General features: G+C 45.0%; 19 protein-coding genes. 14 read left to right on the top strand and 5 right to left on the bottom strand.

Features of this window, described 5'->3' with window-relative positions:
* Positions 1–2: 2 nt before the first annotated feature.
* On the bottom strand, positions 3–347 hold the full coding sequence (locus ACZ1GZ_RS12650; protein WP_472665236.1) for a cupin domain-containing protein: 345 nt from the start codon (positions 345–347) through the stop codon (positions 3–5).
* Positions 348–424: 77 nt separating this feature from the next.
* Positions 425–1,261: a cyclase family protein gene (locus ACZ1GZ_RS12655; protein ID WP_472665237.1), complete on the bottom strand. Its 837-nt coding sequence runs from the start codon at positions 1,259–1,261 to the stop codon at positions 425–427.
* 212 nt (positions 1,262–1,473) lie between these two features.
* Here ACZ1GZ_RS12655 and ACZ1GZ_RS12660 point away from each other — a divergent pair, with 212 nt between their 5' ends.
* The gene (locus ACZ1GZ_RS12660) at positions 1,474–2,274 is read left to right on the top strand and encodes an IclR family transcriptional regulator (RefSeq protein ID WP_472665238.1); all 801 of its coding nucleotides are present in this window, start codon (positions 1,474–1,476) and stop codon (positions 2,272–2,274) included.
* Between the two features lie 50 nt (positions 2,275–2,324).
* Here the strand turns inward: ACZ1GZ_RS12660 and ACZ1GZ_RS12665 are convergent, their stop codons facing one another.
* Complete coding sequence (locus tag ACZ1GZ_RS12665; RefSeq protein ID WP_472665239.1) at positions 2,325–2,669, bottom strand: hypothetical protein; 345 nt, start codon at positions 2,667–2,669, stop codon at positions 2,325–2,327.
* Positions 2,670–2,840: 171 nt separating this feature from the next.
* Here ACZ1GZ_RS12665 and ACZ1GZ_RS12670 point away from each other — a divergent pair, with 171 nt between their 5' ends.
* Complete coding sequence (locus ACZ1GZ_RS12670) at positions 2,841–3,575, top strand: DsbA family protein (RefSeq protein WP_472665240.1); 735 nt, start codon at positions 2,841–2,843, stop codon at positions 3,573–3,575.
* Here ACZ1GZ_RS12670 and ACZ1GZ_RS12675 read toward each other — a convergent pair.
* Together ACZ1GZ_RS12675 and fdxA are read right to left on the bottom strand one after the other, a co-directional pair.
* Positions 3,572–4,354 (bottom strand): ferredoxin--NADP reductase, encoded by a 783-nt coding sequence (locus tag ACZ1GZ_RS12675; protein WP_472665241.1) that lies wholly within the window; start codon positions 4,352–4,354, stop codon positions 3,572–3,574. The genes ACZ1GZ_RS12670 and ACZ1GZ_RS12675 overlap by 4 nt on opposite strands.
* A gap of 17 nt (positions 4,355–4,371) precedes the next feature.
* Positions 4,372–4,704: a ferredoxin FdxA gene (gene fdxA, locus ACZ1GZ_RS12680; protein WP_472665242.1), complete on the bottom strand. Its 333-nt coding sequence runs from the start codon at positions 4,702–4,704 to the stop codon at positions 4,372–4,374.
* A 122-nt stretch (positions 4,705–4,826) separates the two neighbouring features.
* Here fdxA and ACZ1GZ_RS12685 point away from each other — a divergent pair, with 122 nt between their 5' ends.
* From ACZ1GZ_RS12685 to ACZ1GZ_RS12740, 12 genes are all read left to right on the top strand, one after another.
* A complete protein-coding gene (locus tag ACZ1GZ_RS12685; RefSeq protein ID WP_472665243.1) occupies positions 4,827–5,120 on the top strand; it encodes a gamma-butyrobetaine hydroxylase-like domain-containing protein in 294 nt (97 codons plus the stop codon).
* 57 nt (positions 5,121–5,177) lie between these two features.
* Entirely contained in the window at positions 5,178–6,920 is a 1,743-nt protein-coding gene (locus ACZ1GZ_RS12690; protein ID WP_472665244.1) for a fumarate reductase/succinate dehydrogenase flavoprotein subunit, read from the top strand.
* Between the two features lie 11 nt (positions 6,921–6,931).
* A complete protein-coding gene (locus tag ACZ1GZ_RS12695; protein ID WP_472665245.1) occupies positions 6,932–7,180 on the top strand; it encodes a 4Fe-4S dicluster domain-containing protein in 249 nt (82 codons plus the stop codon).
* Between the two features lie 5 nt (positions 7,181–7,185).
* On the top strand, positions 7,186–8,148 hold the full coding sequence (locus tag ACZ1GZ_RS12700; protein WP_472665246.1) for a HEAT repeat domain-containing protein: 963 nt from the start codon (positions 7,186–7,188) through the stop codon (positions 8,146–8,148).
* Between the two features lie 298 nt (positions 8,149–8,446).
* Positions 8,447–9,826 (top strand): ABC transporter substrate-binding protein, encoded by a 1,380-nt coding sequence (locus tag ACZ1GZ_RS12705; protein ID WP_472665247.1) that lies wholly within the window; start codon positions 8,447–8,449, stop codon positions 9,824–9,826.
* 92 nt (positions 9,827–9,918) lie between these two features.
* Positions 9,919–10,815 (top strand): ABC transporter permease, encoded by an 897-nt coding sequence (locus ACZ1GZ_RS12710; protein ID WP_472665248.1) that lies wholly within the window; start codon positions 9,919–9,921, stop codon positions 10,813–10,815.
* Positions 10,794–11,480 (top strand): hypothetical protein, encoded by a 687-nt coding sequence (locus tag ACZ1GZ_RS12715; protein WP_472665249.1) that lies wholly within the window; start codon positions 10,794–10,796, stop codon positions 11,478–11,480. Before ACZ1GZ_RS12710 ends, ACZ1GZ_RS12715 begins: the two co-directional genes overlap by 22 nt.
* Positions 11,473–12,312 carry an ABC transporter ATP-binding protein gene (locus ACZ1GZ_RS12720; RefSeq protein ID WP_472665250.1) on the top strand — a complete coding sequence of 280 codons (840 nt, stop codon included), beginning with the start codon at positions 11,473–11,475 and terminating at the stop codon, positions 12,310–12,312. Before ACZ1GZ_RS12715 ends, ACZ1GZ_RS12720 begins: the two co-directional genes overlap by 8 nt.
* The gene (locus tag ACZ1GZ_RS12725) at positions 12,309–12,914 is read left to right on the top strand and encodes an SCO family protein (protein ID WP_472665251.1); all 606 of its coding nucleotides are present in this window, start codon (positions 12,309–12,311) and stop codon (positions 12,912–12,914) included. The genes ACZ1GZ_RS12720 and ACZ1GZ_RS12725 overlap by 4 nt, the downstream gene beginning before the upstream one ends.
* Positions 12,911–13,351, top strand: coding sequence for a copper chaperone PCu(A)C (locus ACZ1GZ_RS12730; protein WP_472665252.1), 441 nt, complete (start codon positions 12,911–12,913; stop codon positions 13,349–13,351). Before ACZ1GZ_RS12725 ends, ACZ1GZ_RS12730 begins: the two co-directional genes overlap by 4 nt.
* Entirely contained in the window at positions 13,326–13,925 is a 600-nt protein-coding gene (locus ACZ1GZ_RS12735) for a c-type cytochrome (RefSeq protein ID WP_472665253.1), read from the top strand. The genes ACZ1GZ_RS12730 and ACZ1GZ_RS12735 overlap by 26 nt, the downstream gene beginning before the upstream one ends.
* Positions 13,925–14,668, top strand: a complete 744-nt coding sequence (locus tag ACZ1GZ_RS12740) for a Crp/Fnr family transcriptional regulator (RefSeq protein ID WP_472665254.1) — start codon at positions 13,925–13,927, stop codon at positions 14,666–14,668. Before ACZ1GZ_RS12735 ends, ACZ1GZ_RS12740 begins: the two co-directional genes overlap by 1 nt.
* The last annotated feature ends 14 nt before the right edge of the window (positions 14,669–14,682 follow it).

The raw sequence follows: 14,682 nt of genomic DNA on the forward strand, positions 1-14,682 counted from the left end.
GGCTAAGCCTCCGGCGGATATGGAATTACAACCAACATTGTGCAAACCAGGTTGGATCGGTTTTCGATTTTGCGCACCTCATTAGGCGCAATCGTGCAGCTATCGTATTTTCGAAGAACCGTTTCTTGGCCATCAATGATCACTGTCATCTCACCTTCGAGAACGACATAAACCTTTTCAAATGGTGTTGAATCTGGCCCCGCGCCACCATTTGGCAGAAACTGGCTAAGCCCTATCCATTGGTTTTCCGGACCACCATCCTCAAACCCCTGCAAGCGTAAACCTGTAACACCAAAATGATTTGGTGCCTCATAGGTTTCAGCATCTTCAAAACGTTTTAGCAGCACAATTATCTCCTCCCAAAGCGGTGCAAATAAGCTTCGGAGCGCGCTAACTAATGAGCGCGATCCGAGAATGTATGTTTTTAGAAGTTTTCGCCGGCTTCAATGCGATAGCCTTGACCCTTGTCAATCATTGCAACCAAGCGAATGATACAACCATCACCTCGATCCCAATTCCACGGGAAGAATGCAAACGTACAGCGCTTGCCGGTGATCGCATCAAGATCACCACCAACATTTTCGATACCCAAAATACCATTGCTGAACAGTTTATTATGTACAGGTTCCCACTCAGGGAAATCATCTTTCCAATTACGTCCACCTGACCATTCTGTATATTCATCTTCTAGATGCGGCAGAATAGGACCATTACGTTGTGGACCGATCGCGGTCGCCAACGGGTGGTCATTTGCCTGAGTGTCATGACCAACAACTTTAATGCCTTTTTCAACCATCCAATCAGCTGCTGAAGACACCAAACCGGGGCAATAAGCAAAGTAATCGCCATCTTCATATTGTTTGTGCCAGCCCGTATTGATGATCAATACATCGTTTTTACGAATAGCGTGACCACATGCTTTTTCAAGATCATCGCCAGTAATTGGCTCCCATTTCTTCTTAGGGATTGAAACAACAAGACCAGAACCAAAGAAATGCGGCAACGGAACTTCATCAATAAACGGTGTTCCTGGCACCACATGCGCCGGCGCATCAATATGTGTCGTTACGTGCATGGTTGTAGTGATCGTTTGGCTTAGTACGCCTGATTTAGCCATATAATGCTTACGCTCAATGGCAACATCTTTAAAATAAGGCCAGTTTGGGCACTGGAAACCATATCTGTGGCTTAAGTTATAAAACTCAATCCCCATGTCGTTATCTGTATTTGCCTGGAATTCTATACCGCGAACTTCAACCATGTTTTTCCTCCACCTGTCGTAAATTTACGACGAAATTTAATAGTCTGAGGCAGTCATCATATTGATCATCTTCTTGCCTGTCTCACATATTGATGCATGCGTACCGTATTGCGGTCAAGTAATTTTTACGCTATCGTGGGTTTTCTGTATCGCATTACGGGTTAATGGTGTAACAGAGCCCATATTGTGGATGAATCTATGAGTGAGAGAGCATGTTGAAGCGAAAAGAATCAGATCAAGACCGCCGTGATCAAGACAGACGAGATCAAGGACGCAGCGGTGTACAGGTGATATCCCGCGCAGCGGATATATTGCGCGCATTAAAGAACAATCAATCAGGCATGAGCTTAGGCCAGATCGCTAACCGCATTGATCTACCTAGATCCACAGTTCAGAGAATTGTTAGCGCTTTACAAGCCGAACAGTTTATCATCTCAGATTCAAATGGCGGTGGTTTAAAGCTTGGACCGGGGCTCACAGCTTTAGGCGATGCAACCAAATATAATATTGTCGAACAATGCCGCCTACTTCTCACAGAGCTCACACATGAAACCGGGGAAACAGCGGATTTATCTGTTTTGCGTGGCGGCGCAATGATCTTTCTAGATCAAGTCCCGGGGACCCATCGATTACGCACGATTTCATCAGTCGGCGAAGTTTTCCCCCTCACTACGACAGCCAATGGCCGGGCATGTCTATCAGCTCTTGAAGACGACAAAGCTCAAGAATTAATCTTGGACGAATGGGAGCGCTGGAATGTGGATGGAAATATTGAAGCGTTTATGGAAAACCTTGCACGCATTCGCGAAGATGGTTTGGCCTATGATGCTGATGACCATACAAATGGAATTTCTGCGATAGGATTTTCATTTAAAGATTGGGCCGGCGATGTACATGCAATATCGGTTCCTGTTCCATCAACACGATTTGATGCAGAACGTGAAAACATTGAACGCGCAATCAGACTAACCTCCAAACACATCGATAAGATGGTTGAACGCGGCGACATTTAACCAACCACCGTTCGAAACTTAAGACTAAATTGCGAATTTTTAACCACCTATTATAAATGGGGTTCGACCAATTTTCGTTCTAATTGCACTTCAAGAGCTGCTAATGCTTTTCTAAGCTGTTGTTCATATTCAACAGCAGCTTTGTGCGTTTCGCAGCAATGGCAATCAAGCCTATGGTCTAAGAGATGCGCAACCGTGAGCGCATAAATATCCAAATTTTCCGTCACGATATCATCCGCCGGCACACGGTTTAAAATGATCTGCCGTTGAAGGGCATCACGCGTAATGGATTCTATTTCGTCTTGAGAAAAATCAACCTTCACGCAAACCGCAAAATACTGTCGCATGGTGAACCAGCGTTGTCGTACTTGCTTCTGGTGAACAAAGGTTTTCATATCAATACTGTGACACAAATTTATATCTGTTCAAGAATGCAACCTCAAAAAAACTGAGAATTTAGCAAAATCACGTTATCGTGTAATTGCAATTGACAACTAATTGTCATTCAGATTTGCTGCACTGCAACTAAACTCGTAATCATCCGCACAATAAAGAGGCAAATGTTGATGAAACGCGCAGAAACCCTGGTAAAGGCAGCATATTTAAGTTTGTTGTGTATAAGTATGACTATAGCGCCCCTTGCGGCTCAATCCCTGACAGATAACGAATTTAACGAAAAGGTGCGAAACTACCTTTTAAACAATCCAGAAATTATTTTGGAGGCGATGGAGTTACTGGGCGAACGAGAAGCCGAACGACAAATGGCTGAGCGCGTCGCCCCTGTCTACAAAGAACTTATAACAACTGATACGGATCTGGTGATCGGTAATAAAGATGCCAAAATTAAGCTGATTGAATTTTTCGACTATCGCTGTGCAGTATGCAAATCAATTGTCCCAACTTTAGAAACTTTTGTGAATGAAAATCCCAATGTTGCGATAATCAAAAAACATCTGCCGATACTCACACCTTCCTCTGAACGTGCCAGTCGCTATTCACTTGCAACCAACATGGTGTATGGCGCCGAAAGCTATGAGGCCATGCATAAAAAGCTCTATGCCAGTCGCAGACCGCTCAATGAAGCGACATTTGAAAAAGCCTCAAATGAGTTGCGCCTTGATCACGCAAAGATCATGGAAAAATTCAATGCAGACGAGATCAGCCAAATCATCAATACAAATCGCGATATCGCCATTGAATTAGAGATCCGTGGAACCCCTGCATTTTTAACTGCTACCGAGCTTAAAATTGGTAATCTTGACCTGAAAAGTCTCTCAGATCTCTCAGACATCACCAATTAGTCGACAAAAGCTTTCTCAACCACATATTCAGCTGGCTTGCTATTCGCACCTTCTGAGAGGCCAGCTTCTTCACACAAGGCCATAATATCTTTATTAAGCGCAAGATTGCCGCAAATCATCACACGATCAATTTCAGGGTCCCAACCGCCTATTCCTAGTGTATCAAAAACAGAACCATCGCGAATGTGATCACTAATGCGCCCCATATTATCAGATGGCTCTCGTGTCGTGGTTGGATAATATAGGATCTTATCCTGCACAATCTCACCAATAAGCGGATCAGATGGAAGTTCTGCAATGATCCCTCGCCCATATTCAAGTTCAGCGTTGGTCCGGCAAGTATGTGCAACGACAACTTGGTCAAATTGCTCATAAGTCTCAGGATCTCGCAAAAGGGACGCAAACGGTGCAATACCAGTTCCTGTGCAAATCATCCATAAACGTTTACCTGGCACCAATGCATCTAAAACCAATGTGCCAACAGGCTTCGTTTTTAGAATGATCTGATCACCAGATTGAATTTTCTGAAGACGGGATGTCAAAGGTCCATCTGGCACTTTGATAGAGTAGAACTCCAACTCTTCATCCCATGAAGGAGACGCAATGGAATAAGCACGTAAGATCGGTTTACCATCCTCATTAGGAAGCCCAATCATAACAAACTCGCCTGAACGAAATCGCAAACTAGTCGGGCGCGTCACACGAAATGAAAAAAGACTATCAGTCCAGTGGTGTACGGATTGAACTGTTTGTGCATCGGGTAAGCTATGTAAATTCATTTTGCGCCTCTTAAGATTTATGCAGCAGGATTTGCAGAAAAAATTGTTTCATATTTGTTGGGTTTACCATCAAGCTCTGGTGCGTCCGGTAATGGATCCTTCGCGTCAGTGATCACTGGCCATATCTCAGCATATTTGGCGTTGATCTCAACCCATTTTTCAGCGCCTGGTTCGGTATCAGCAATAATCGCGTCCGCAGGACATTCGGGTTCACAAACACCACAATCGATACATTCATCGGGGTGAATAACAATCATGTTCTCACCTTCGTAAAAACAATCAACAGGACAGACGGAAACACAATCGGTGTATTTGCATCCAACACAATTGTCAGTAACAGCGTAGGTCATATTCTCTCCATTTCTTTCCCACCGTTTAACCGACAACAAAATCTCCGTCCGTCAATAAATTGCTATTGCAGTGCACAAATATCATTGAGGATGAGTGCAACTTAGGAAAATAGGCTGGGAAAATGATAACTGCGCTCAATGTAAAAGAAGGTCACAAAACACTTTTTATCACATGGTCTGATGGAGATGAGAGTACAGTGACGGCCAAACACCTTCGACAAAATGCACAGGATGCGATTTCAAAACGCGCGCGCTACGATGGGAAAGAAAACCCTGTATCCGACGACCTTCAAATCACGGATATCAGCGTTTTGGGCCATGCCAGTTTGAACATTAAATTTTCAGATGGTCATGAGCGGGCAATTTACCCTTTTGGCTACCTCAAAGAACTTTCAACGACGATGACAACAAATTGACATTATCGAATTGCGGAACGGCGCAATCTGATTTTATGAACAGACTAGGAGTGAACAATGGATGAGATTCTGGATGGCATTAGTCAAATAGATTGTGACATTTTGGTCATCGGCGGCGGCACAGCTGGCCCCATGGCTGCACTAAAAGCCAAACGTAAAAATCCAGAAGCAAACGTTGTTCTTCTTGATAAAGCCAATGTAAAGCGCTCAGGCGCTATTGCTATGGGTATGGACGGGCTCAACAATACAATTATCCCTGGCCACGCAACGCCAGAGCAATACACCAAAGAAATCACTATCGCCAATGACGGTATTGTCGACCAAGCACCGATTTATCGCTATGCCGAAGGGTGTTATGAAATCATCCAAGAGCTTGATAGTTTTGGCATCCGTTTTCAAAAAGACCAAAACGGCGAATATGACGTTAAAAAAGTCCACCATATCGGAACATATGTATTGCCGATGCCCAATGGTGACACAGTAAAAAAAGCACTCTACCGTCAGCTACGAAAAGCGCGGATCAATATCTCAAACCGCTACATGGCAACGCGTTTGTTAACGGGTGAAGGTCGTATCGCTGGTGCGATTTGCGTGAACACAAGAAATGCTGAATTTCTGGTCGTGCGCGCCAAAGCGGTCGTGATGTGCCTAGGTGCTGCTGGGCGATTGGGATTGCCAACATCAGGTTATATGTATGGTACCTATGAGAACCCAACAAACACCGGTGAAGGCTATTCCATGGCTTATCACGCGGGTGCGGATCTAGCGAATTTAGAATGTTATCAGATCAATCCTTTAATCAAGGATTATAACGGCCCGGCCTGTGCCTATGTGGCAGGTCCAATGGGAGGATATACAGCCAACGCCGAAGGCGAACGCTTTATTGAATGTGACTATTGGTCGGGTCAAATGATGCAAGAGTTTTATGATGAATTACAGTCCGGAAAAGGCCCGGTTTATCTAAAACTCAACCACCTAGCAGAAGAGACCGTTGCAGAAATCGAACGCGTTTTACACATTGTTGAGCGTCCGACCCGCGGTCATTTCCATAAAAACCGTGGCACGGATTATCGCAAGCAAATGATTGAGATGCATATCTCTGAAATTGGGTTCTGTTCTGGTCACTCAGCCTCTGGGGTCTTTGTGGACGAACACGCCCGCACCAGCGTTAAAGGACTTTATGCAGCTGGTGATATGGCCAATGTTCCGCATAATTATATGCTTGGCGCCTTTACCAATGGTGCATTCGCCGGCCTTGATGCCGTCGATTTCATCAAAGATGTTGATTTTGCAAAATTCGATCAAGGTGATGTTGAGGCTGAACGCAATCGCGTTTTGGCACCGACTAAGCGTGATGATGGTATCCCGCCAAATCAGATCGAATTTAAAACGCGCCGATTGGTCAATGATTATCTGCAGCCGCCGAAAGTCACGGCCAAGATGGAAACAGCTCAGCGTCGTTTTACTGAAGTTCGCGATGACATGGAGAATGCCATGTATGTGCAAAATGCGCACGAACTCATGCGTTCACTGGAAGCTTCGACCATTATGGATTGCGCAGAAATGGCTGCTTCTGCATCTCTTTATAGAACAGAAAGCCGTTGGGGCCTTTATCACAACCGCGTTGAATACGAAAAAGATGATGAAAACTGGTTCTGCCACACACTTCTTAAAAAGGGTGAAAACGGATTGCCAGAAAGCCGCAAGCAGGATGTGAAGCCGTATATCGTTGAAATCGATGACGATGAAAAAGACGCATACAACAAACAACGTGTTCAACCCACAGAAGCCGCTGAATAGGATTTTATAAAATGCCATTAGCACAAACACAAACTTCGGTTCCGGTTGTCGTTGATGACGATCTATGTATCGCTGATAAAGGTTGCACGGTCTGTGTCGACGTTTGCCCGCTAGACGTTTTACGCATCAAAGACATGGCCGAGGGTCCAAAATCCAAAACAGCCTTTATGCAGTATGATGAATGTTGGTACTGCATGCCATGCGAAGCTGATTGCCCAACAGGTGCCGTCACAGTGAATATTCCTTATCTATTGAAGTAGTTGATATGAATGCAATTTTTGAAGATTTTGACGATATAGAAGACTTAGCAGACGCGCTGGATGATCCAGATGCCGGCGCAAGAATTGTCGCTGTCATGGACCTTGCAGATAGTGCAGATCCCGCCGCAATCCCCTATATTGCAAAAGCTATTACCGATGTTGATGAAGGTGTACGCCTAAAAGCTGCGCAGGCATTAACAGACTTTGATGGCCCTGAAACATCTGCCGCGTTGATTGTTGCACTTAAAGACACATCAGAACGTGTCAGAGAAGCAGCAGCGGTTAGTTTAACTGAATTAAAAGATCCAGAAGCCGGCACACCACTGCTCGACTGTCTTGATGATGAGGATGAATTTGTCATTGTTGCAGCTTTAGGCGGCTTAAAAGAACTAAGACGACCTGAGGCACTTGGTCCAGCTATAAAAGCACTGGTAAATGTGTCCACGGCCATCAGAGGCGCCGCTGTTGGCGTAATTGGTTGGCTACAAGATGAGAGCGCACTACCTGCACTTATGTCGGCGACAACAGATGAGAACTCAGATGTTCGTCGCGTAGCTGTCGCCGCACTTGGTTTTTCAAAAAATGAGCGGTCTGAACAGACATTAATTAAGTCACTGGAAGATGAAAATTGGCAGGTGCGAGAAGCTTCAGCTGAAACGCTTCCGAAGACTGGCGGTTCCAATGCAGCTGACCCTTTGATGACTGCGCTTGATGATGAATATTGGCAAGTAAGATTGAAAGCGGCGCGCTCACTGGCGGCCCTTAAAATTGAAAAAGCGGCTGATAAAATTGGTTCTATGATCACAACGCAAATACCAAATTTACGTAAAGAATGTTCAGCCGCCTTGGGTGAATTAGCCGTACCAGGCACTGAAAAATACCTCGTCGATTTCGTCGATGACGGTGATCCAGATGTACGTAAAAATGTCCGCTGGGCATTGGAGAAAATTGCACAAAAAGCGTCCTAAACAGACGCAAATATCGCATTAAATTAAAGCCTGCCTCGACCTTCGTCGGGGCAGCTTTTAGTGCCTTAAAAAACACCAATAAATTGTTGAATTTATTCAGGTATTTTCAGTTATATCATGCAGTAAAAACCGCATATTTATTCGCCAAGCAACGCACCAATTGCCCAAAAATTACTCAATAATAGAATAAATCTATTTTTTGATCATTTTTTTGTATTTTACGTTTGACTCACCCTGGAAAATCTCGTTAGCTTTCCTCAGAGCACCGATAAAAAATTAAATATTCCAGGAGAGAGCCATGGGTTTTAGAAATCTTATCGGAGGAGTCGTGCTGGCATCAGGACTTGCCACATTAGCCAGCAATGCTTCCGCAGACACAATCAATATTGCAATCGGTCACCAGTCCATGTGTACCGATACATACACAGCCGGCATTGTCGTCAAAGAACTTGGCCTGCTGGAAAAATATCTTCCAAAAGACGGCAAATATTCAGATGCTGAATATGAGGTTTCTTGGGCCGATTATAGTTCCGGCGGACCAATCACCAACCAGATGTTAGCTAACAAACTGAATTTTGGTGTAATGGGTGACTATCCCCTCATCGTGAATGGCGCAAAGTTTCAAGAAACTGAAAGCTTACGCACAGTCTATGTAGCCGGCACTGGTTACAACCTTAAAGGTTCAGGTAATGCGATTGTTGTGCCTGTTGATAGCGACATTTACTCTATCGACCAGCTCGAAGGTAAAGAAGTGTCAACGCCAGTCGGTTCTGCCGCTTGGGGCATGCTACTAAAAGCAATGCAGGACAATGAAATTCCAACAAGTGAATATGTGCTGAAAAACCAAAGTCCAGCCGTTGGTGCTGCGAATATCGCAGCGGGCAAAATTGATGCACACTCTGATTTCTGCCCATGGTCTGAAATCATGGAATTCCGCGGCACTGGTCGTAAGATCTATGATGGTTCAGAAACAGGTGTCCCATATCTTCATGGTGTTGTGGTTCGAGAAGACTTTGCCAAGGAATATCCTGAAGTCGTGCAAGCCTTCATTAAAGCTGTATGGGAAGCTGGTGAATGGATCCGTGAAGATCCTATGAAAGCTGTGAGCTTGATGGAAGGCTGGACCGGCGTTGAGAAGGAAGTGTTATATCTCTACTTCTCAGAAGGTGGTCACCTAACGCTTGAGCCATCCATCAAAACCGAATGGGTTGATGCGCTTAAGTTCAACCACGGTGTGCTTGTAAAAGAAAAAGCGATTCCACCACTTGATTTTGATGCCTGGATTACTGAGGACTACATCAAAGCTGCCTATACAGATCTTGGTGTTGATTACGAAGCGGATAAAGCTGCGCTCGTTGACCCAGTTGAAGCCAACAAAGGTTTGCCAATGGAAATCTGGCATGCACGTGATGGTGTGAGCACATATCCATCGATGCCTGAATTTCTGACCGCGCTTGCTGAAATGCAAGCAACTGGTGCCAAGCTAAACTCAACTTACGTTTATGACATTGAAACTGGGTTGAAACTTTTTGGCAAAACAGCGTTCTGGGTCAAATCTGGTGAGACATATTCGACATTCCTTCGAAAAGGTGAAGCCGAAACTTATGCCAGCGCAAATGCTGGTGAGCTGATCACTTTTGAAGCCGCTGTGGCTGATTTTGCCCCGTCTGAAGGTTAATCGAAAACCTAAATGACGAGAAAGCAGGCGCTGTTTATCCCCAGCGCCTGTTTAAAACCAGAAAATGTATGATGTGAAAGGTGCGCGGTAACATGTCTGATCTCACGGCTCAGAAAATGAAAATTGTCGAGAAAGAAGATGAGAATAACTCTTCTGAGGCAACTCTTGCGCAACCCGCTTCAGCTCAAAAACCACCACGATGGACCGATAGGTTCAATGGTGAATTTTTCAAATTTTTAGGAATTGTATTTGCCTCACTGGCAACAGGTGTTTTGATTTGGCATTTAGCCTCAAAATACAATCTCAACCTCTATGTTGATTTCCAAAACGTGCCTTCACCCGGGAAAGTATTTGATGCTTTTGTTGGGCACATTCAAACAGAGATCTTCTTTATTCATATTGGTGTCTCCATGCGCCGGATCCTCATAAGCTATGGTTTAGCAGTTATCGTTGGCGTTGCCATCGGCCTTATGATGGGTCGGTCAAAAATCGCTAAAGCATTTATCATGCCCTATATCGAGGTAATCCGCCCTATTCCCGCAGTGGCTTGGATCCCGCTTGCGATTTTGATGTGGCCAACAGAAGAAAGTTCGATCATCTACATCACCTATTTAGGTGCCCTCTTCCCGATCATATTAAATACTTTGCACGGTGTTGAACAAACACCTGAAGTTCTGGTTCGCGCCGCTCGCTCACTAGGGGCAACACGCGCGTCAATCTTCTGGCATGTCGTCATTCCAGCGGCATTACCATCGATCTCAGCCGGTCTTGCCATTGGCATGGGTGTTTCCTGGTTCTCTCTTCTCGCAGGTGAAATCATATCAGGGCAATACGGTATCGGCTATTTCACTTGGGATGCTTATAGCTTGATCAATTATCAAGATATTGTGGTCGGAATGCTTGTCATAGGGCTATTAGGCACGGCGTCTACCGCCGCGATCAAACTGATCACCAGCCCGCTACTAAAATGGCAGAGGTTCACAAGATGATGGGTGCAATTTCAGTTATCGGACAAACGGTCCGTACGAGTTGGCGCCGCCTGATAGCATGGGGTGTGGTAGTTTCGGTGCTCTTCCAAATAATCATGCTCATAGCGCTTATTGTGCGATTTCAGGCGGTGCCAAACTACGTCACTTTCTATGATTGGATTGGTAATGTTGCATGGATTATTCAATCCACACCATCTTGGCGCGATATGTTGCCAATTATCTCAGAAGAATGGCTGATCGAAATCGGTAAAATGAATTATGATTATGGTACGGGCATATCCGAATGGAGCCTGAATGTCGTACCATCAAAAGTCCTCGTCATGTTCTTTTTGGGCTGCTTAATTGGACTATCTTCCATGCTCATGCAATCGGACGAATGTTCGACAAGTTCCAAAAGAGGAATGGCATTAGGAACCGGTGTTGGTGGCATCTTAATTGCGATGACAAATGCAACAATGAGCTGGGTTGTGTGTTGCGCAACCCCTTCTTGGGTTGTCGGGCTTGCAATGCTGGGACTTGGTGTTTCAACTTCGCTTGCCCTTGAAACCATGGGCCCAGCTTTAAGTGGTGCAGGATTACTTGTTCTACTTTCTGTCATCTTCATCTTGGCCTGGAGAAAATCGAACAAACGACAATATCTGAATGCCGGAGTTAAATATGCTTGACGTCATCAATTTCAAAAAGCCGGATATGAAGGAAAGTTCTGCCGGACAAGGTCGCATCGAATTCAAAGACGTCTCAGTGACCTTCGGTAAAGCGGACTCTGAGCATCGGGCTGTAGAAAACACAACGATCACAATCGAGCCCGGCGAATTTGTTTGCATCTTAGGCCCATCCGGCTGCGGTAAATCCACATTGATGAACACTGTTGCCGGCTATGTAACACCGACAACAGGAACGGTACTTGTGGATGGACAAGAAATATCAAAACCTGGTCCAGACCGTGGCATGGTGTTTCAACAATATTCACTTCTACCTTGGAAAACCGTATACGAAAACATTGCCTTCGGACCCAAAATGGCTGGCAAAAGCAATGATGAAGCCGGATCTATCGCGAATACGTTTTTAAACATGGTGGGTCTTTCTAAATTCGGATCAAGATATCCAGCAGAACTCTCCGGCGGCATGCAACAACGCGTCGGCATTGCAAGGGCATTGGCAAACTACCCATCAGTGCTTTTAATGGACGAACCGTTTGGCGCCCTCGATGCGCAAACTCGGCTCATGATGCAAGAAAACCTGCTCGATATCTGGAAAGAATTCGGTATTACAGTTTTATTTGTCACGCATGATGTTGATGAAGCGGTTTTTCTTAGCGATCGTGTATTGGTGATGAGTGCAGCACCTGGCAAAATCATTAATGACATGCGCATAGGCCTTGAGCGCCCGCGCATATCTGAAATGGCCACCAGTCCAATATTCATCGAAGCAAAACATGAATGCCTTCAATCCATTCGCGCCGAAAGCCTGCGCGCTTTTGAGGAGCAAAATCAATGAGACATCTTTTTGCAAGCATAATCTTTTTGGCCTTCTCGACCAGTTTTTCAATCGCGCAAGTCCAAGGGGTGGAACTTGATGAGCCGCTGGACATCGAAGCTTTTACACTCAGCGATCAGAACGGTGAAACATTTACCCAAGATGATTTGAAAGACAATTGGACATTGATCATGTTTGGGTTCAATTCCTGTCCGGATGTATGCCCATTCACCCTTGGAAATTTGGAACATGCAGTTAGTGAAACATCGATGCGTGTTCGTCCTGACAATGTACCAAAAGTCGTATTTGTATCAGTCGATCCTGAACGGGATGCAGATGTTGTTACTGATTATGCAACATTCTTTCACCCGGATTTCAGGGGCGTAACTGGCGAGCGTGCCGATATAGATCGTTTGATCGAAAACACTGACAGTTTTTATCGCCTTATGCGGCCTGACCAAGATGGATATTACGAGGTTCAACACAGCTCAGCCGTCAGCGTCATCGATCCGGATGGCAAGATACGCGCGAAATTACAACCACCATTTGATGCGGGTCTAACGGCAGAATTCCTCGCCAGATTGCAAATCACGTACCGAAAAGAAAAGGCGCAAACAAATTGAAGTATCTAGTACTATTTTCCATTTTACTTTGGTCATCAATTAGCCATGCATCTGATCTGATGGTCATGGATCCATGGGTACCACTCGCACCACCAGCAGCTAAAGCACACGCTGCTTTTGTGATGATCCACAATCATAGCGCCAATCCAAAAACTCTTATTTCAGCCAGTTCGGACAACTATAAAATGGTTCATATCCATAAAAGCGAAGAAAAAGATGGTGTCGCAACAATGTCGATGGTCGAACAAATCCAAATCCCAGCCGGCGGCATGCTGAATATGAAACCCGGTGGTTTACATATCATGCTCATGGGCCCCAAAAACCCGGCAAATCTTGGTGACGAGATCACTGTAACACTTAACTTTGAAGATGGAACAAGTGTTGAAATGAAAGCGTTGGTCAAAAAGAGACATGCCCATACTCAACACACCCATTAGAGCTGCCCTATTTTCACTGATCTTCTCTAGTTCGGTTTCCGCCGGAATGATCACTGATGAAGGTCTGGCACCTTATGAGATTTGCGGGCTCTGTCATTCGCTAGATGGTGTTTCAAAAATGGCCAAGTTTCCAAAACTCGCCGGCCAGCCACCTTTATATATCAAAAAACAGATTAAAGACTTTATGGAAGAAAAGCGAACCAATGATGGCGGTCAGATGGTCGCCATCATGACTGAAGTTGATCCGAGCACCATCGATGAAATTGCAAAATGGTTCGCTTCGCAGACAGCACCCTCGCCCGACGTTGAAACCGATCTAGATCTATCACTGGGCAAAGATCTGTTTGAAAAACAAAAATGTGCGACCTGCCATCGTGGGGTTGGTCAGCAAGCGCCACATATTCCCTATCTATCTGCACAGCATCAATCCTATCTCGCCAAGCAAATGCGAGACTTTAGAGATGGAAATCGAAAAAATGATGCGGGACAACTCATGCAAAATGCCATGGGGCCTTTAACTGATGACGAAATTGAGCTTATATCTACATATCTCGCTTCCAAGGAGCGAAACTAATGCTGCAGAGAAACCCTGTTATGTTGGAAGAGCACATCGATAGTCCAAGCGCCATTTATCTCTCTGAATATCTCATGGGGTTGAATGAAGGCAGCACATTTTTATCAAACTTATCTGACGAAGACCTTGCAACTGTTCGCAGACTTGGAACGAAAGTCACCGTTCAAAAAGGCCAAAACCTGTTTTTCCAAGGGGATAAGCACAATGGCGTCTGGATTGTTGAATCGGGCCGGATGCGTTCCTATTACACAGGGCCATCTGGTCGGGAGATTACGTTAGCCTATTGGACCCCTGGGCACTTTGTCGGCGGACCGGAGGTTTTTGGTGGTGGACTTCATATTTGGTCCGGTGATGCTATGGAAGAAACCGAGTTGTTATTCCTGTCTGGCGCGACGATGAAACGACTGGTCCGCGAAATACCTGATATCGCGATCGCTGTGATTGATGGTCTTGTATACAAAGGAAAGTGTTATTCTGCACTCATCCAAATGCTTGGCACGAGAAGTGTGTCTGAACGTCTCGAACAGTTACTTGTGATATTAGCATCGGCGCAAGGCATTCACGAAAATGATGAAATCATAATTGAAAGATCAATTACCTTCGAACAAATTGCCACCATTGTGGGTGCGACCCGTCAATGGGTGACACAATCATTCGAGAAGCTTCAAAAACGCGGTATTGTCACGGTTAATCGCAAAAATATTCGGATTAAAAACATTGATAGTTTGTCCGGAATGTTTTGAACCCGAACTAATTA

The organism is Lentilitoribacter sp. JB5-8, assembly GCF_055693385.1.

Coding starts and splice junctions, on each gene's coding strand:
- ACZ1GZ_RS12655 (WP_472665237.1), bottom strand. CDS start 1,261: ATGGTTGAAGTTCGCGGTATAGAATTCCAGGCAAATACAGATAACGAC.
- ACZ1GZ_RS12660 (WP_472665238.1), top strand. CDS start 1,474: ATGTTGAAGCGAAAAGAATCAGATCAAGACCGCCGTGATCAAGACAGA.
- ACZ1GZ_RS12665 (WP_472665239.1), bottom strand. CDS start 2,669: ATGAAAACCTTTGTTCACCAGAAGCAAGTACGACAACGCTGGTTCACC.
- ACZ1GZ_RS12670 (WP_472665240.1), top strand. CDS start 2,841: ATGAAACGCGCAGAAACCCTGGTAAAGGCAGCATATTTAAGTTTGTTG.
- ACZ1GZ_RS12675 (WP_472665241.1), bottom strand. CDS start 4,354: ATGAATTTACATAGCTTACCCGATGCACAAACAGTTCAATCCGTACAC.
- fdxA (WP_472665242.1), bottom strand. CDS start 4,704: ATGACCTACGCTGTTACTGACAATTGTGTTGGATGCAAATACACCGAT.
- ACZ1GZ_RS12685 (WP_472665243.1), top strand. CDS start 4,827: ATGATAACTGCGCTCAATGTAAAAGAAGGTCACAAAACACTTTTTATC.
- ACZ1GZ_RS12690 (WP_472665244.1), top strand. CDS start 5,178: ATGGATGAGATTCTGGATGGCATTAGTCAAATAGATTGTGACATTTTG.
- ACZ1GZ_RS12695 (WP_472665245.1), top strand. CDS start 6,932: ATGCCATTAGCACAAACACAAACTTCGGTTCCGGTTGTCGTTGATGAC.
- ACZ1GZ_RS12700 (WP_472665246.1), top strand. CDS start 7,186: ATGAATGCAATTTTTGAAGATTTTGACGATATAGAAGACTTAGCAGAC.
- ACZ1GZ_RS12705 (WP_472665247.1), top strand. CDS start 8,447: ATGGGTTTTAGAAATCTTATCGGAGGAGTCGTGCTGGCATCAGGACTT.
- ACZ1GZ_RS12710 (WP_472665248.1), top strand. CDS start 9,919: ATGTCTGATCTCACGGCTCAGAAAATGAAAATTGTCGAGAAAGAAGAT.
- ACZ1GZ_RS12715 (WP_472665249.1), top strand. CDS start 10,794: ATGGCAGAGGTTCACAAGATGATGGGTGCAATTTCAGTTATCGGACAA.
- ACZ1GZ_RS12720 (WP_472665250.1), top strand. CDS start 11,473: ATGCTTGACGTCATCAATTTCAAAAAGCCGGATATGAAGGAAAGTTCT.
- ACZ1GZ_RS12725 (WP_472665251.1), top strand. CDS start 12,309: ATGAGACATCTTTTTGCAAGCATAATCTTTTTGGCCTTCTCGACCAGT.
- ACZ1GZ_RS12735 (WP_472665253.1), top strand. CDS start 13,326: ATGCCCATACTCAACACACCCATTAGAGCTGCCCTATTTTCACTGATC.
- ACZ1GZ_RS12740 (WP_472665254.1), top strand. CDS start 13,925: ATGCTGCAGAGAAACCCTGTTATGTTGGAAGAGCACATCGATAGTCCA.